This window comes from Flagellimonas hadalis, from assembly GCF_007785775.2.
GTDB classification, from domain to species: Bacteria; Bacteroidota; Bacteroidia; order Flavobacteriales; family Flavobacteriaceae; genus Flagellimonas; species Flagellimonas hadalis.
Window position 1 is genome coordinate 139522 of record NZ_VNIK02000002.1, and the last position, 15595, is coordinate 155116.

The 15595-nt window shown below is 45.6% G+C and carries 18 protein-coding genes; 5 read left to right on the plus strand and 13 right to left on the minus strand.

Annotation, left to right across the window (positions count from 1 at the left end):
• Positions 1 to 7 precede the first annotated feature (7 nt).
• From FOT42_RS04735 to FOT42_RS04760, 6 genes are all read right to left on the minus strand, one after another.
• The gene (locus tag FOT42_RS04735) at positions 8 to 565 is read right to left on the minus strand and encodes a hypothetical protein (protein WP_151889437.1); all 558 of its coding nucleotides are present in this window, start codon (positions 563 to 565) and stop codon (positions 8 to 10) included.
• A gap of 355 nt (positions 566 to 920) precedes the next feature.
• The gene (amaB, locus tag FOT42_RS04740; RefSeq protein ID WP_151889438.1) at positions 921 to 2474 is read right to left on the minus strand and encodes an L-piperidine-6-carboxylate dehydrogenase; all 1554 of its coding nucleotides are present in this window, start codon (positions 2472 to 2474) and stop codon (positions 921 to 923) included.
• Between the two features lie 75 nt (positions 2475 to 2549).
• Positions 2550 to 2924, minus strand: coding sequence for a DUF1304 domain-containing protein (locus tag FOT42_RS04745; RefSeq protein ID WP_417937810.1), 375 nt, complete (start codon positions 2922 to 2924; stop codon positions 2550 to 2552).
• Complete coding sequence (locus FOT42_RS04750; RefSeq protein WP_151889439.1) at positions 2921 to 3463, minus strand: 3-hydroxyanthranilate 3,4-dioxygenase; 543 nt, start codon at positions 3461 to 3463, stop codon at positions 2921 to 2923. Before FOT42_RS04750 ends, FOT42_RS04745 begins: the two co-directional genes overlap by 4 nt.
• A 106-nt stretch (positions 3464 to 3569) precedes the next feature.
• Positions 3570 to 4079: a CAP domain-containing protein gene (locus FOT42_RS04755; RefSeq protein WP_151889440.1), complete on the minus strand. Its 510-nt coding sequence runs from the start codon at positions 4077 to 4079 to the stop codon at positions 3570 to 3572.
• Between the two features lie 185 nt (positions 4080 to 4264).
• Entirely contained in the window at positions 4265 to 4795 is a 531-nt protein-coding gene (locus FOT42_RS04760; RefSeq protein ID WP_151889441.1) for a CvpA family protein, read from the minus strand.
• Positions 4796 to 4854: 59 nt separating this feature from the next.
• Here FOT42_RS04760 and FOT42_RS04765 point away from each other — a divergent pair, with 59 nt between their 5' ends.
• The 3 genes from FOT42_RS04765 to FOT42_RS04775 are packed head-to-tail and all read left to right on the plus strand — an operon-like array spanning position 4855 to position 7196.
• Positions 4855 to 5211, plus strand: a complete 357-nt coding sequence (locus FOT42_RS04765; protein WP_151889442.1) for a hypothetical protein — start codon at positions 4855 to 4857, stop codon at positions 5209 to 5211.
• A gap of 3 nt (positions 5212 to 5214) precedes the next feature.
• Positions 5215 to 5523, plus strand: coding sequence for an antibiotic biosynthesis monooxygenase family protein (locus FOT42_RS04770; protein WP_151889443.1), 309 nt, complete (start codon positions 5215 to 5217; stop codon positions 5521 to 5523).
• A gap of 5 nt (positions 5524 to 5528) precedes the next feature.
• Positions 5529 to 7196 carry a glycerol-3-phosphate dehydrogenase/oxidase gene (locus FOT42_RS04775; protein ID WP_151889444.1) on the plus strand — a complete coding sequence of 556 codons (1668 nt, stop codon included), beginning with the start codon at positions 5529 to 5531 and terminating at the stop codon, positions 7194 to 7196.
• Here the strand turns inward: FOT42_RS04775 and FOT42_RS04780 are convergent.
• Positions 7193 to 8194 (minus strand): NAD(P)H-dependent glycerol-3-phosphate dehydrogenase, encoded by a 1002-nt coding sequence (locus FOT42_RS04780; protein ID WP_151889445.1) that lies wholly within the window; start codon positions 8192 to 8194, stop codon positions 7193 to 7195. The two genes, FOT42_RS04775 and FOT42_RS04780, sit on opposite strands and share 4 nt — an antisense overlap.
• Positions 8195 to 8319: 125 nt before the next feature.
• Here FOT42_RS04780 and FOT42_RS04785 point away from each other — a divergent pair, with 125 nt between their 5' ends.
• The gene (locus tag FOT42_RS04785; protein ID WP_151889446.1) at positions 8320 to 9237 is read left to right on the plus strand and encodes a nicotinic acid mononucleotide adenyltransferase; all 918 of its coding nucleotides are present in this window, start codon (positions 8320 to 8322) and stop codon (positions 9235 to 9237) included.
• A gap of 247 nt (positions 9238 to 9484) precedes the next feature.
• The gene (locus FOT42_RS04790) at positions 9485 to 11017 is read left to right on the plus strand and encodes a SulP family inorganic anion transporter (protein ID WP_151889447.1); all 1533 of its coding nucleotides are present in this window, start codon (positions 9485 to 9487) and stop codon (positions 11015 to 11017) included.
• 6 nt (positions 11018 to 11023) lie between these two features.
• Here FOT42_RS04790 and FOT42_RS04795 read toward each other — a convergent pair whose 3' ends face one another.
• The 6 genes from FOT42_RS04795 to FOT42_RS04820 all read right to left on the minus strand — a co-directional run bounded on the left by FOT42_RS04795 (position 11024) and on the right by FOT42_RS04820 (position 15525).
• Positions 11024 to 11302 (minus strand): hypothetical protein, encoded by a 279-nt coding sequence (locus FOT42_RS04795; RefSeq protein WP_151889448.1) that lies wholly within the window; start codon positions 11300 to 11302, stop codon positions 11024 to 11026.
• A gap of 58 nt (positions 11303 to 11360) precedes the next feature.
• On the minus strand, positions 11361 to 11966 hold the full coding sequence (locus FOT42_RS04800; protein ID WP_151889449.1) for a DinB family protein: 606 nt from the start codon (positions 11964 to 11966) through the stop codon (positions 11361 to 11363).
• 9 nt (positions 11967 to 11975) lie between these two features.
• Entirely contained in the window at positions 11976 to 12467 is a 492-nt protein-coding gene (locus FOT42_RS04805; protein WP_151889450.1) for a YciI family protein, read from the minus strand.
• 128 nt (positions 12468 to 12595) lie between these two features.
• Positions 12596 to 13312 carry a hypothetical protein gene (locus FOT42_RS04810; RefSeq protein ID WP_151889451.1) on the minus strand — a complete coding sequence of 239 codons (717 nt, stop codon included), beginning with the start codon at positions 13310 to 13312 and terminating at the stop codon, positions 12596 to 12598.
• 29 nt (positions 13313 to 13341) lie between these two features.
• The gene (locus FOT42_RS04815) at positions 13342 to 14523 is read right to left on the minus strand and encodes an alpha/beta hydrolase-fold protein (protein WP_226789803.1); all 1182 of its coding nucleotides are present in this window, start codon (positions 14521 to 14523) and stop codon (positions 13342 to 13344) included.
• A 327-nt stretch (positions 14524 to 14850) separates the two neighbouring features.
• Positions 14851 to 15525 (minus strand): hypothetical protein, encoded by a 675-nt coding sequence (locus tag FOT42_RS04820; protein ID WP_151889452.1) that lies wholly within the window; start codon positions 15523 to 15525, stop codon positions 14851 to 14853.
• Positions 15526 to 15595: the final 70 nt, after the last annotated feature.

The following is a 15595-nucleotide window of genomic DNA, read 5'->3' on the forward strand; positions in this document are numbered from 1 at the left end:
AGTCCGGCTAGTATTTGCCCGCTCTGTGCTTTTCCTGCCATTCCGCCAGCTGTTTCCAGTGGCCCTCATAGGCCATTTTCGCCTGCATGGGCCATGAGGCCGGGTCATGGATTCGGTATCTTTTGCCCCCGGAATTGAGCACTTTCTGGCAGGTGTCCGCGGAGGTTTCCGAAAGTGCTTTCCATGTTTTGATGTCGAAATTATGGAAAAGCTCCTCGATTTTGGGGCCAATGCCTTCCACTATTTTCAAGTCGTCCTCTTTGATGCTCTTCCCGAAGGCCAATTTTGCCTCATATGGACGAAATAATGGAGTGTTTTTTTGATGGACAACAAGGGGAACAGCAATACTTTCCTTAGGTGTTTTTGTGGTCGATAATCTCTTTTTACAAGTATCCAGATCTGCTTTCAGTTTGGCATTTTGAATTTCCAATAAATTGATTTCAAATGAATTATCTGGATTCTGCGTTGCGTTGACCCTTCCAAAAAGATAACCGATCAACCCAGAGATGATACCAGTGACGCCCAAGATGATGCAAAACCATAATGTTGAAATTTCCAGGCTCATGTTGAGGTTGATTAGGTTGGTGAAACAGTATATCCAAAATATTAAAAAAATCTTAAATTTTTAAATATAATCCATACAATTTGAGCTATTTAGAAAAAGTATGAAGAGAGGTTGGAAAAATCAAAAACAGGAAACAGGTTAAAAATAACCAACCATACACTTTTTTTGACCACTTGTAAGATACCCTGTGGAAACCAGTTAAAATAGTTGGAAATTGGGGTGGAATATTAGGTAAACAACCCTATTTCTCCCGACAAAGATCCGGCATTGGAGTAGGGTTTTAAATTAAGTTTGAGTTAGTTAAGTTGGTTTTAAAGACTGCCCATTTAGTGTTCATCCTAAATGGGCGGCTTTTTTATAGGTCAAACTTAATGCCTTGCGCCAAAGGAAGTTTCGTGGTGTAGTTGATGGTGTTGGTCTGTCGGCGCATATACACTTTCCAAGCATCGGAGCCACTTTCACGACCGCCTCCGGTTTCTTTTTCCCCACCAAAGGCACCCCCGATTTCGGCGCCGGAGGTTCCAATGTTTACATTCGCGATTCCGCAATCACTGCCTGCAGCCGATAAAAAGTGTTCGGCCTCCCGTAAACTGTTGGTCATTATCGCAGAGGAAAGCCCCTGTACCACTCCGTTCTGTTGCTCAATGGCATTTTCGACCCCTCCGGAATATTTCAAAAGATAAAGGATTGGGGCAAAGGTCTCTTCCTGCACGATCTTGAAGCTGTTCTGGGCTTCCACGATGGCCGGTTTTACATAGCAACCGCTGGCATATCCCCCGCCTTCCAGCACACCGCCTTCCACCAATATGTTACCGCCCTCCTTTTTGGCCTTTTCCAAGGCACTGAGGTACATTTTCACGGCATCGGTATCGATCAAAGGGCCAACATGGTTGGATTGGTCCAATGGGTTGCCGATTTTCAATTGTTTGTAGGCTTCTGTGATGGCATCTTTTACCTTATCGTAAACAGATTCGTGCACGATCAATCTTCTAGTGGATGTGCAGCGCTGACCTGCGGTGCCAACGGCTCCGAACACGGCCCCGATCACTGTCATTTTAATGTCGGCATCGGGCGAAACGATGATGGCATTGTTGCCCCCGAGTTCCAAAAGCGATTTGCCCAATCTGGCCGCTACGGCCTGGGCCACTATTTTTCCCATTCGGATGGATCCCGTGGCCGAGACCAATGGAATGCGCTTGTCCTGTGTCATGAGTTCGCCCACCTTGTAATCCCCATTGATGAGACAGGAAATGCCTTCGGGAAGGTTGTTTTTCTTCAGTACTTCAGCAATGATATTTTGACAGGCAATACCGCAAAGCGGTGTCTTTTCAGAAGGTTTCCACACACAGACATCGCCGCAGACCCATGCAAGGGCAGTGTTCCATGCCCAAACGGCAACGGGGAAGTTAAAGGCAGATATGATGCCCACCACGCCAAGGGGATGGTACTGCTCGTACATGCGGTGCCCGGGCCTTTCCGAGTGCATGGTCAACCCGTGTAATTGTCGGGACAGTCCCACGGCAAAATCGCAGATATCGATCATTTCCTGGACCTCGCCCAGACCTTCCTGATAGGATTTTCCCATTTCGTAGGAGACCAATTTGCCCAAGGGTTCCTTGAGTTCGCGCAATCTATCGCCAAACTGCCTGACGATTTCTCCACGCTGCGGTGCGGGGACCATACGCCATTCCTTGAAAGCGGAAGTGGCGGCGGCCATTACTTTTTCATAATCGGCTGGGGAGGTGGTCTTTATTTTTCCGATGAGCGCTCCATCTACCGGGGAAAAGGACGAGATAATGTCTCCCGAACCAAAATTTTCCGATCCTGTTGAAGTTCCATGGTTGGTTTCTTGAAGACCAAGTTGTTTCAAGGCTTCGTCTATTCCAAAAGCAGCAGCTGTTTTTGACATTTATAACTTTTTATATGTGAATTGTTATATTTTGACGAAAATACAAATAATACTTCACAAGAAAAATGATGTTTTTCAAAGCATTTGATGGATCAATAGCAATGCGATTCCCAAGAGAGCGGGCAAGGCCTGGACGGTGAAGATTTTTTTGGAAACGGTCAGTGCCCCATAAATCCCGGCAACGGCCACACAGCCCAAAAAGAACAAAGCGACATATACCTGCCAGTTGGGGTCTTGGATGATGAGGGACCACACCAGCCCCGCGGCCAGGAAACCATTGTACAGCCCTTGGTTCGCCGCCAAGGTCTTGGTGGGCTCGAAAAGGTCTTCGGGAAACTTCCGGAACACCTTTTTTGCCTTGGTGGTCCATGCGAACATCTCCAACCATAAGAAGTAGAAATGGAGCAAGGCCACAACGGCGATGATGATCTTTGCGACGAACAGTATCATTTCTCTTTGGCTACAAAACGTTCATCAACAGGCATAACAGTTCCACAGTCGTCGCAGGTGCGCAGTTCCTCGGAACCATAAAAGTGCTTGAAGTGGGCCAAAAAGTCCTTCTCGATATCGTTGAGGGTAAAATAGGCCTCATAAAGTTTGTGGTTGCAGTTGTCACAAAACCACAACAGCCCATCGTCCACATTCATATCGGCCCTTTTTCGTTCCACCACCAGCCCGATGGAGCCTTCATGGCGCACTGGGGAATGGGGCACCTTGGCAGGGTGGAGGTACATATCACCGGGACCCAGTTTCATGGTCCTTTTCTTCCCATCTTCCTGGATGTGCACCTCAATGTTGCCCTCCAACTGATAGAACAGTTCCTCTGTTTCGTTGTAGTGGTAGTCTTTGCGGGCATTGGGTCCGGCAACGACCATGACAATATAGTCCCCCGACTCTTTATAAAGGTTTCTGTTGCCCACGGGGGGTTTGAGGGTGTCTCGGTTTTCCTCGACCCATTTGTTGAGGTTGAAGGGTGCCTGTATCGCCATGATCAAAGATTTTACGAAAGGTAAAAAAAACCTCGGTGGCAACATAGGGAATAACAAAAAAGACCCACACTCATTGCGGGTCTTTTTTATATGGTCAGATGGTTCGTTATTCCACTTTTATGAAAATCTGGGTAAAGTAAGGTCTGCCTTCCTTGTCCAATTGAACGCTGAGCGTAGTGTGGGTGTAATCCCCCTCCATGGCTTTTTTGTGGGAGGAACTATTGAGCCACCCCTCCACGGTTTTTTGTGCCGTAGTATAATATCTCGCTACATTTTCCGAAACACTTATGGCCTGGGTCTCCTGTGCTATTTTGGTGGCGCGTGATTCAAAATTGTCATGGCTCAACTTGTTTTTGGAAATCATGTAGTCGTTGTGCTCCTCGGCATATTTGTATGAAACGGGATTGTCTTGGAGAGGGCCCAACCCGATGGAATTTCGATGTTGGTTCACTAGGTTTACGATTTCATCTTCCAGGGTCACGGGATCTATGGTCACCTTTTCATTTCCGAGTTGGGCCTCGGTATATTCCTGCTCTTCTTCGGGGGAGGTTGTACTGCATTGACCACATACAAATAGCAATGCCATGGCCATCAGCGGGACATATATTTTTTTCATTTTCGGGGTATTTCCAGGAGTGTTCTACGCTCCTTAGTGTTCTGTTCGCTAAGCTAATGGAGTACAGGTCCTTTGCCATAAAATTTCCACATGAGGGCAGATTCTTACGTTGAATGGCAAAAAAATGGGATTTGATGGGTTTTGGGCGATGGATTACGCTCCATTAATCGGAAAAAAGCGACCTTTTATATGGTCTGTGCCTGTGGCTCTTCGGGTACTTCAGGCTCCTTTTCCTCATCATCCAACACATAGGAGAAAACAAGGGCGCCGATTTCCTTTATGGGTTCATAGAAAACGGATTCCTCTTTGGTCTCTTCATTGATCAGGCCCAGCGGTTCGGCAAACCTTTCGAAGAAAATCAACAAGGCCCCGAGGATAATGGCGATCTTCAACATGCCGAAGATGGCCCCTGCAATCTTGTTCAACAGTCCCAACATGGCAAAATCCGCAATCTTGGTCAAAAACTTGCCCGCAAGGTTCACCACGATGATGATGGCAAAAAAGGTGATGAGAAATGCGGCCAACTTAAGGTATTGCTCGCTCCAATCAAATTGTTGGGCAAGATATTCCCCGGTGATGTGTGAAAAATGGATGGCGCCATATATCCCGGCAATGAGGGCGACCAAGGAGGCCACTTCCACAAACAGGCCATTTTTGAGGCCTTTGTAGAGGCCCCAGACCAAAAGAATCCCGATGATGATGTCCAAAAAGCTCATATCTGATTTTAACAAATATAGCATATTGATTTGTACCTTTGGAATCATAGTTAGAACAGATGTCCAGAGACGAAAAATTAAAGGAACGATGGGAGCATTTGGTGGAGAAACTGTCGGGACAGTTTTCCGATGGGGACCCCTTGGAATTGGACGGTATCATCTATTTGGTGGGCGTACAGGAACTCGGCAATTACCATCGAAAGTTCAAAAAAGACGAAAAAGTAAACCTGATGCACATTGCCATTTGTAGGCTGTTGGAACCCTACGGCTATTACGATTTTGATTTTTTTGATGATGAGGGCTGGCCACATTACAAAGTAAAGGAACAATTGCCGCCACTCAAGGCCGGGGAGCAGACCGTTTTGATGAAGGAGGCCCTGGTCAATTATTTTTTGGAGAAAGACTATATCACATAAAATATGGAACTCGACAAACCGTATTATGCCGTAATTTTTAGCAGTCTAAGGACAGAGGGTGATGATGGCTATGGGCAAATGGCCCAAGAAATGGAAGAACTGGCCCAACAGCAACCCGGTTTCTTGGGAGTGGAAAGTGCCCGCGACGGTCTGGGCATCACCGTAAGCTATTGGGAAAGCCTGGAGGCCATTGCCAACTGGAAGGCGAACATGGATCACAGGCAGGCCCAAAGGAACGGGATCAAAAAATGGTATTCCTGGTATAAAGTCAGGATCTGTCGGGTGGAACGGGAATACGAGTTCAACAAGTAAACACTATGGGCGAAAACATAGCTTTTTCAAACACAGACCGAAAAAACAGTCTTCAAACCTTGGCCAAGGGGACTTATGACCTTGTGGTGATCGGTGGGGGCATTACGGGAGCGGGTATCGCCCTGGATGCATCTGCCCGTGGGTTGAAAGTGCTGCTGCTCGAAAAGGGTGACTTTGCATCGGGCACCAGCAGCAAATCCACCAAACTCATTCATGGCGGGCTCCGCTATTTGAAGCAGTTCGATTTTTGGTTGGTGAAGGAAGTGGGTTCTGAAAGGGCCATTGTGCATAAGTTGGCACCCCATCTGGTGATTCCCGAGAAAATGTTGCTTCCCTTGATCGAGGGGGGATCCTACGGAAAATGGCTGACCTCCATCGGGCTGAAGGTGTACGATATCCTTGCCCAAGTGGAAGGGGAGGACAAAAGGCAGATGCTGGAAAAGAAGGAGGCCCTGAAACTGGAGCCCCTTTTGCCCAAAAAGATATTGAACGGGGCGGGCTATTATGCCGAATACCGCACCGACGATGCCCGACTTACCCTGGAAAACATAAAGACCAGCCTCCAATTTGGGGCAAAGGCAGTGAACTATGCCAAGGTCATCGATTTTGTGTATGAAAATGAGCGTGTGGCCGGAGTCACGTTTAGGGACGAGATATTTGGGGGCGAATACAGTATATCCTCCAAATATGTCATCAATGCTGCGGGACCTTGGGTAGATGAACTTCGCACCTTGAACCAGTCCAAAAAGGGAAAACGCCTGCATTTGACCAAAGGGGTGCATCTGGTGTTCCCAAGGGAAAAGTTGCCGGTACAACAGTCCGTGTATTTTGATATTCCGGATGGCAGGATGATGTTTGCCATTCCCCGTGGAAAGGTGACTTACATCGGTACCACCGATACCAATTTCAATGCGGACAAGGACCATGTCACCACGGACATTGCCGATGCCATCTATCTGATCTCGGCAGTGAACCATATGTTCCCGGACATCCATCTGGAACTGTCGGATATTATCTCCTCATGGGCTGGGTTGCGCCCCTTGATCCATGAAGAAGGGAAATCGGCATCGGAACTTTCCCGTAAGGATGAGATCTTTACTTCGGACACGGGATTGATCAGCATTGCCGGGGGCAAGCTCACGGGGTACAGAAAAATGGCGGAACGGGTGGTGAACCGCATTGCCAGGAATATGGAGGAAGACCATGATATCCACCTAAAACCTTGCACTACGGATAAGATTCCCCTTTGTGGCAACGATTTCAAGAAATTCAAACACGTCAAAAAATACATTGCCACGGTCTTTGACCGACTGCACGACAGTGGCTTTTCAGAATACGATGCGTGGTACTTGGTGACCACCTATGGCAAACAGACCGAGACCATCTTGGAGCTATATGCCCAGACCAAGGCCGGAGATCCGCTGGAAAGAATGGTCAGGGCCGAGGCCCAGTTCACCATAGCATACGAAATGGCACTCACCCCTTTGGATTTTTTCATCAGAAGGACGGGACGGTTGTATTTTGATATTGACAGCGTCCGTAACCACATGGTCCCAGTTTTGGAAGAGTTCCAAAAAGCATATAACTATTCCGCTGAGGAAGTGGATGCTTTTCAAAAGGAACTGGAAAAGGAGTTGGACCACCATTCCAATTTTTCGTTGGATAGGCACTAATCCAACTTCTCCGTCAGTTTCTCAAAGACTTTTTTCGGGCTCTTGTTTTTGTAAAGCACTTGATAGACCGCATTGATGATGGGCGTTTTGGACTTTTTCTCCAATTTCTCCATCAGCAAATGCGCACTTTTGGTAGCGTAATACCCTTCGGCCACCATGTTCATTTCCATCATGGCACTTTTTACGGTATAGCCCTTGCCAATCATGTTTCCGAACATTCGATTCCTGCTGAAGGTCGAGTAGCCTGTTACCAATAGATCACCCAGATAGGCGGATGCATTGATGTTCCGTTTCATTTTGTACACCCGGTCGATGAACCGTTTCATCTCCCGAATGGCGTTGCTCATGAGCACGCTCTGAAAGTTGTCGCCATACCCCAATCCATGGGCAATGCCCGCGGCAATGGCATAGATGTTCTTCAGCATGGCCGCATACTCCGTGCCGATGATGTCGTCCGAGATCTTGGTGCGGATGTATTCGCTTTTCACGTGTTTGGCCACCAGTTTTGCCTTTTCGGCATCCGCACAGGCAATGGTGAGGTAAGACAGACGCTCCAGTGCCACCTCTTCCGCATGGCAGGGTCCCGTCAGTACACCAATGTTCTCGAACGGAATGCCGTAATGTTCATGGAAATGTTCCCCTACGATGAGCCCCGTCTCGGGAACAATGCCTTTGATGGCCGAAAAAACAATCTTGTCCTTCAAGGAAAGGGTCAGTTTACTGAGCTCGCTCTCCAAAAAAGCCGAGGGGATGGCAAATATGAGCACATCCGAAGCTGCCACAATCTCATTGATATCGTGGCTGAGGTGCAATTGCTCCACTTCAAACTCCACAGAGCCCAAATAGTTGGGGTTGTGCCCCTCTTTTTTGATATGCCGTATGGCCGAATCACTCCGCATGTACCACCCCACACTGTCCAAATTTTCCAACAACATCTTCACAATGGCGGTTCCCCAGCTTCCCCCTCCAAAAACTCCAAATCTCAATTTTTCTTCCATAAGGCAAAATTACGCCGTAAAACCGAATAATAAAATTGACCGTTCATCAAATACTGATTATCAATTGTTTAAAAAATTTGGCACAAAGATTGGTCTGCCATCATTGAACCTTAAAATCCACGATTATGAAAAATGGAAAACTACTCTTGGGAATTTTGATGATAGGTCTTTTGGCCAGCTCTTGCTACACCGAGGTTATCGTGGAGGATGATTTCATTGAGGAATCGCCGATCAACACCGCCTTGGTATTGGAAAACTACGACATCTGGTATGTGGACATCAACGCAACAACGGGAAATGGCGAAGTGCCGTTTTTGCAACGCGCCTTTACCCTATCTTTTGACCGTGGGGTGGTGTATGCCAACAACAATTTGGTGGGAATCGGTAAAACGGGCAACGGATTGGGAGTGGATGTGGGCACGTATGGCACCTACAGCGGCGCGGTGGAAGTGGACCATGATGTGGACGGTCTTTGGCTTTTGGATGTGTATGCCGTCAACAACAATACCTTGGAACTTTACGACCCCAGCTCCAATACGTCCTATGTGTTGAGGGGATATTACAGGAACTCCTTCGATTATGATATGGTCTTTTATGACAACATCCACTATTTCTTGCAGGAATATCAGGTTTGGGAAAAGACCTATACCAGTGAGTATGGAGCCCTGAACGAGTTTGATGAGGAAAACTACCTTCAGTTCTTTTCTGATGGCGGCGGGTATTTTAGATCATCCATTGATGGAAATGGAATCCCGCTTTCCAACATCCAATGGGACTATCAGGGTGATTATGAGGTATATGATGTGGCCAATGATGCTTCCCTGAAAACTTTAACACTGGATTATGACTTCTTGGGCAATGATTATTTTGAACTGTACGTTATCAATGATAGTACAATAGAGTTGTACCATGTGTCCAGCGGAACGGTATATGAGTTTACAGGAAGAGGATACATGCAGTTTTTGAAATCTGGAGATACGGGCAAAAAACGTTCCAAGGTGACCAACCCACAAATGAACGTGACCCGACAACGAAATATGTAAGGAAAAACAAAGTTGTTCGACTATACAAACAAGTTTTTTTGGTTGGTTATTTAGTTAAGAACCGCCTTGGGCAATAAAGTCCAGGGCGGTTTTTTTTGTTGGCTACTCTTTACCATCTATCAAGGCATTTGAGGAAATACTGACAGATTTTCAACGATTTAGCATGTGATTGCCATATTCCCAATTCTTTTTCAGGAGGAGGACAAACCCATAATAAGTGGTACTTTTGCCCCCTTAAAATCGAAAGATGAAAAAATACCTCAACCTTTTTGATTTTTCCCAAAAGGTAAACTACCGAACAGAGATCTTGTCAGGCCTTACCGTGGCCTTGGCACTCGTGCCCGAAGCCATCGCTTTTGCCTTCATTGCCGGTCTGTCCCCATTGACCGGATTGTACGCCGCCTTTGTGATGGGATTGGTCACCTCGATTTTAGGTGGCAGACCGGGAATGATTTCCGGGGCCACAGGTGCCGTTGCGGTGGTGATTGTGAGCCTGGCCCAGCAATATGGCGTGGAATACGTGTTTGCGACCGTGGTTTTGGCTGGTATTTTACAGCTATTGGCGGGCATCCTTCGATTGGGCAAGTTGATGCGCTTGGTGCCCCACCCCGTAATTTTTGGATTTGTGAACGGCCTGGCCATCATCATTTTTATGTCGCAGTTGACACAGTTCAAGACTCCGGAAGGGCATTGGTTAACGGGTAGCACGCTCTTCATTTTCTTGGGATTGGTGTTGTTGACGATGTTGATCATTTGGGGATTGCCCAAATTGACCAAAGTGGTTCCTGCCTCCTTGGCTGCTATTTTGGTGGTGTTCGGCATTGTCTTTTTCATGGGATTGGATACCCGGACCATTGGCGATATTGCTTCCATTCAAGGAACGTTCCCCCCATTTCATATCCCCAACCTGCCTTTGACTTGGGAGACGTTGCAAATCATTTTTCCCTTTGCGGCCATTGTGGCCGGAGTGGGGTTGATAGAGAGTCTGTTGACGCTCAATATTGTGGATGAAATCACTGAAACCCGAGGTAGGGGCAACAAGGAAGCCGTGGCCCAGGGAACGGCCAATATCTTATCCGGATTTTTCTCGGGGATGGGCGGTTGTGCCATGATCGGGCAAAGTTTGATCAACACCTCCAACGGGGCAAGGGCAAGACTATCAGGAATTTTTGCCGCCTTGATGCTCTTGGTGTTCATCATGTTCGGTTCCAGTTTGATTGAAAAAGTACCCATGGCCGCCCTCACCGGGTTGATGATCATGGTGGCACTGGGCACCTTTGAGTGGGCCAGTTTAAAAACCTTTCGCCGCATGCCCAAATCGGATGTATTGGTGATGGTACTCGTGACCTTGGTGACCGTGTTCCTGCACAATTTGGCCTTGGCCGTATTGGTAGGGGTGATCATTTCCGCCTTAGTGTTCGCTTGGGACAATGCAAAGCGGATCAGGGCGAGAAAGTATGTGGATGAGAAAGGTGTTAAGCATTACGAGATCTATGGGCCGCTTTTCTTTGGCAGCACCACCCTTTTTGCCGAAAAGTTTGATGTGCTGAACGATCCCGAAGAAGTCATCATCGACTTTAAGGAAAGCCGTTTGGTGGATATGTCCGCCATTGAAGCCGTAAACAAGATCACGGAACGTTACCGCAAAGTGGGCAAAAAACTCCATCTGAAACATTTGAGCAAGGACTGTCAACGCCTTTTGGCCAATGCAGACGATATTATCGAAGTGAACGTTTTGGAAGACCCAACCTATAAGGTTGTGGTCGATAAGATTGAGTAGGTGCTGCTAACTCGAAAAAAGATAATAAAGAACAACCCCCAGAACAATTAGGATAACGAGCGCAATACAATAGTTTTGGATTTCTTCCAATCTATCCATTTTGGCTTGTTGAATGATCTTGTCACGGATTTTCTTTTGCTCAAAGGGAGTTAGGTCCTTGAACTTCAGTTCGGTATCGCCCACATAGCCTTCGTAAGCTTCTCGAATTTCTTTGAAACTACGCCGCTTTCGCAACAAAGCACGATTGGCTTTGACCACTAACATTGGTTGACTTGCAGAACCCATAGACCAGATATTTATATATTGGTAATGGATTTTCAAGAAATGTTACAAACAACTGGGGTTACTCGGTTTTCGTTTGCCCCAAAAACGGGTTCACATTGGGGTTTTGTGGGTTGCCACTCGCCCTTCGCATGAGTGTGATCTGCCCGGTGTGGTAGATGCAATCCGAGATCATGCCATTGATGAGGTTCCAAAAGGCAAACTCCGATTGTTGCTCCCCTCTTTTAAAAATGACCTTGAATTTTTCCATCTCCTCGGCACTTTTTCCCAACATTTTGGCGCTGGCCGCTTTCAAATTTTGAAGGGTCTGGGCCCGTAACTCGGCATACGAAGCTGGTGTTGGGTAGAGGGACTTTTCAAAAGGCTGGGCATCCGGGGCCAACAAAATGTTGTTGGACATGGTGTTGATGTGCGCCATGGTTTCCAAAATGCTCCTGCCGTCCTCGGAAGGTCTGTAGGCGAGGTCCTTTTCGGTAAGGCCTTCGGTGGCCCAATAAAACCGATAACCCAGACCATCAATCATACGGGCAACCAAGTTTCCAGGGGTATATGCTTCGGGATGGGCGGGTATTTCTTTATAGGGGAGTTCCATGTTTTGTGCATTCACATTCTCCATCTGGCCAACACTGAAGAGGGTGATAATTATAAGGTACGGGAAGTTTCTCATTGATATAGATCAATCCATGATCGATTTTTTGGCCAGAGTAGGGGCAATTTCATTGATTGCCATGAGTGCTGCGGAGCCGTACCACTCTTTGAGTTCCATGACCAAGCTACCCGCTTTTATGGCAGGGTCGGTCTCGGTAAGTTCCTTGGCCTCTTCCAGGGTTTCCACATTAAAAATGTAGATGCCGCGAAGGTCATCATTTCCAAAAAAAGGACCTGCCAGCACCAATTTCCCTTCCTTGGCCAACCTTCCGATGTTCTCGAGGTGGGCTGTTTGCAATTTGGCCGCTTCCTCCTTGTCCGACGTGCGGTTTGGGCCACGCTTCAGAAAGGCAAAGATGTACTTTTTCATGCCATAGTCATCAGCGCCGTACTTTGCCGCTTTTTCGGCATCGTACAGGACTTCGTCAGATTTCTTCACGGCTGTATCTTCCGATGTGGATTGCGCCGTGCCCGCAAAGCCACTGATCAAAAAGACAAGGAAAATGATTCTTGGGTACATATTGATGGTTTTTAAGTTAAAAATAACCATTTGAAAGCCACCCTCGGCCATTTTTTGGCAAAAAGAGGAACCAAGATCAGCTTGTTCATTCAATGCACCCTTTATAAAAACGTTACATAGGGGTGTTGTTAGTTCCGTTGTTTTTTCCAATGTTCCATCCCATAGGTCAAATCTCCTTGGGCCTCCATTTCGTTCACCTGTTCCCCCATTCCCAAAAAGTCATTGAACAATGCCATGTTTATCGAGCAATTTTCTTTGTCCAAATGTAGTATTTGAAGTCCATTGATGATGGTTTGTCCCATACTGAAAGGGACCAGACGATAGTCCTTGAATTCTTCGGTGATATAGTTTTCCATTTTCTCAAAATAATCTTTGTACGCTCCCATGGGAGAAACCATGATTTCTTTAAGATTTTGGATTTGATAGGGAATCAAGTCGTTTTCGTAACTCAAAACTGATTTTTCGAGGCCATACACCTGAAAATACTTTCCCAAATGGCTGACCGCAAAATGGAGCTCCTTGTAGTTCCATCTATTTCCAGTGCCATTGGAGTCCAATGTCAAATAACCGCTATAACTGGGTACGAAACCAAAAGTTGTTCCTTGGGTACTTTTTCCCAATTCGGCACTGACCCTCTTTAGGAATGCCCCCCAATTTTTTTCATACGTCTTCTTGTCGACAATTTTTTCATTGAGCAATTTTTCCAGTTCCTGTATGCCGAGGTACTGTCGGTAAATATCAAACTCCTGGTGTTTTTTGATCCCGATGGGGTAATACCTTAGGATGGAATGGTATAAGGGCCAAAAATCATATTCGTCATAATTGAATGAAAAGCTATTGTCCATCGAACAAACTGATTTTTAGGGTCATCATTTTACCGGTTCAACTCCTTTATTTTTAGTGAAGCGTTGGCATTGTCCGGTTCCAGGCCAAGGACTTTTTTATAGTTTTCGATTGCTTTTTGGGTGTCTCCCAGCGTCTCATAGGCCTCTGCCAAGCTATCGTATGCATTGGGCGACTTAGGGAAGTTTTCCACATTCAACAGGAAAAACTCCAATGCTTTGGGTCTGTCCTCCGCATTTCTGCTTTGCAGTAGGGCATAACCCAGTTGGTTCACCAGGTGTTCGGGGGGCGGAAAATCCCAGGAGAGCCGCTCCGAAATTTCCTGAAAATGCTCCGTGAGCTGCTCTTTGGCAGCGATGTCCCGATAGGAAATTCCGTAGCCTTCAAAAATTGCGGAGATTCCGTTGTGAAAGGCAATGATGGGGACCGAGCTATGGTTTTCATGCTCGAAGTATTCCAATTTGGCGGGCAGCGTACCGCGGTATTTGCTGTTCAATGCCTCATACAACCTTACATGGCGATCCCGGTTCCGGATATTTCTTTTGCCCCAATTTGCCGTGGCCATGTAAAGAAACCTTTTAAAGGAAGCATCGGTTATTGCGTCCAGTTTATGGTCCATGGTTTCTGAATCCCAAGTTCCAAAACTCGGGTCGACCGCAAGGAATGCATTGAAAAGTGTTTTTTCTTTCATGTAGGCATGGGCGGCCAAGAGACCTCCCAACGAATGTCCAAAAAGGATTCGATAGGGCACCGTTCTATACTTCTGGTCCAAGTCCGGCAAAAGTTCGTCTTCCAAAAATTGAAGGAAGTGGTCCCCTCCGCCGGAAGTGTTCGCTCTAGTGGTAATGATTTTGTCCGGGGTGTAGTCCCTTCTCCGATCCACATTTTGGATGGCGACCACGATCATCTCCGGGATTTTTTGGTTTCTGTAAGCGTCGGCGCTCATGTAGTTTACCATTCCCGCTATGGGCTTGAAGTGAACATTTCCATCGAGTACGATGAGCACGGGATACCTTTTATAGGTCGGTCCTTTATCATGATAGGACTCGGGAAGGCTGATCCAATAGTCCCTGTCTTCCTCCAAAATGGTGGACCTAAGGGTGTGTTTTGTGCCGAGGACAATTTGTTCCCCAGTTTGTGATTGCATCGGACAGGCCCCTATCACCAAAAACAGGATGGCCATAAAAGGTTTATGGATAAGGTTGATTTTCATAGGATTGGTAACAGTTTTGGTTATGGTTTCGTGTCGTTGAGGATTGGTATGACGAAACGATTCCCTTGGTTGTTTACTTTTATTAAAAGTAGGGAATTTAGTTAAAGGGAGATGAAAGCAATGTTTTTGAAGCAGTTAGTTTTATTGAGCCAAAATTCCTATTGATATTCCAAATATTTTACCGACCTTATTTTCCGATTCTACCATTCCATTGAAAAAGTTTTTCTCTTGTGACAGTTTGCGTTTATAAGCTTCCCCTAGATAGAACTGCTTATTTTTCTATAACTTCATCATTGTACAACGGTTGCCAGTGTTGGCAACTGGTTTTTAATACAAGAATGTACATTTTCCTTTTCCATTTTTAATTTCTAGTACTTCATTAGAATCCGAAAGTAAAGTACAGTTAAAAGAATATGTTAGTTCAATTCCAAAAGAAGGATTTTCTATTTCTCTAATGTTTTCAATTTGAAAATTATTTTCATCAAACGGGGGTTTTCCAAAATCTGTTGATAGATATCTTAGAGCAGAATTATTTATTAATTGTGAATAATCAATATGTAATATTCTGACTTGAGGTGTCAAATTTTTATAATTGTCAACTTCCCAATATTCAAGTTCATTTCTGTTGAAAAAAGTATAAAAGTTATTGTATTCATCATATCGATAATGAGTATTTGGATCAAGTTTATTGATTGATTCATATGCTATAAATTCAATGAAGGGCGTTTTTAATTCTTCACTATTCGATATTTTATATGAATAATGAAATTTAATAGAAACAGAATCTTTTAATAGATTGCCAACACTGCACCCATATGTAAATGGCTCGGTGCTAACTAAAACTTCTCCGTTAAACTCTCCAATAAAGTAATTGTCATAATTAACTAATGAATCTAAAGCAGTTTGATAATGGTCATTATGAATTGGTTGGAAATCTACAGGTTCATTATTACAAGATGCGAGTAAAAGTATCAATGATATTAAAAAAAGTATGTTTTTCATAATCATGTTTTTAACTTGTTTATATAGATGTAAAATACATCCATATACACCCAATATGGTATAAAATCGA

Coding starts and splice junctions, on each gene's coding strand:
- FOT42_RS04735 (WP_151889437.1), bottom strand. CDS start 565: ATGAGCCTGGAAATTTCAACATTATGGTTTTGCATCATCTTGGGCGTC.
- FOT42_RS04765 (WP_151889442.1), top strand. CDS start 4,855: ATGTCCAGAGACGAAAAATTAAAGGAACGATGGGAGCATTTGGTGGAG.
- FOT42_RS04810 (WP_151889451.1), bottom strand. CDS start 13,312: ATGGACAATAGCTTTTCATTCAATTATGACGAATATGATTTTTGGCCC.
- FOT42_RS04760 (WP_151889441.1), bottom strand. CDS start 4,795: ATGAGCTTTTTGGACATCATCATCGGGATTCTTTTGGTCTGGGGCCTC.
- FOT42_RS04795 (WP_151889448.1), bottom strand. CDS start 11,302: ATGGGTTCTGCAAGTCAACCAATGTTAGTGGTCAAAGCCAATCGTGCT.
- FOT42_RS04800 (WP_151889449.1), bottom strand. CDS start 11,966: ATGAGAAACTTCCCGTACCTTATAATTATCACCCTCTTCAGTGTTGGC.
- FOT42_RS04770 (WP_151889443.1), top strand. CDS start 5,215: ATGGAACTCGACAAACCGTATTATGCCGTAATTTTTAGCAGTCTAAGG.
- FOT42_RS04745 (WP_417937810.1), bottom strand. CDS start 2,924: ATGATACTGTTCGTCGCAAAGATCATCATCGCCGTTGTGGCCTTGCTC.
- FOT42_RS04780 (WP_151889445.1), bottom strand. CDS start 8,194: ATGGAAGAAAAATTGAGATTTGGAGTTTTTGGAGGGGGAAGCTGGGGA.
- amaB (WP_151889438.1), bottom strand. CDS start 2,474: ATGTCAAAAACAGCTGCTGCTTTTGGAATAGACGAAGCCTTGAAACAA.
- FOT42_RS04790 (WP_151889447.1), top strand. CDS start 9,485: ATGAAAAAATACCTCAACCTTTTTGATTTTTCCCAAAAGGTAAACTAC.
- FOT42_RS04785 (WP_151889446.1), top strand. CDS start 8,320: ATGAAAAATGGAAAACTACTCTTGGGAATTTTGATGATAGGTCTTTTG.
- FOT42_RS04805 (WP_151889450.1), bottom strand. CDS start 12,467: ATGTACCCAAGAATCATTTTCCTTGTCTTTTTGATCAGTGGCTTTGCG.
- FOT42_RS04750 (WP_151889439.1), bottom strand. CDS start 3,463: ATGGCGATACAGGCACCCTTCAACCTCAACAAATGGGTCGAGGAAAAC.
- FOT42_RS04775 (WP_151889444.1), top strand. CDS start 5,529: ATGGGCGAAAACATAGCTTTTTCAAACACAGACCGAAAAAACAGTCTT.
- FOT42_RS04815 (WP_226789803.1), bottom strand. CDS start 14,523: ATGAAAATCAACCTTATCCATAAACCTTTTATGGCCATCCTGTTTTTG.
- FOT42_RS04755 (WP_151889440.1), bottom strand. CDS start 4,079: ATGAAAAAAATATATGTCCCGCTGATGGCCATGGCATTGCTATTTGTA.
- FOT42_RS04820 (WP_151889452.1), bottom strand. CDS start 15,525: ATGAAAAACATACTTTTTTTAATATCATTGATACTTTTACTCGCATCT.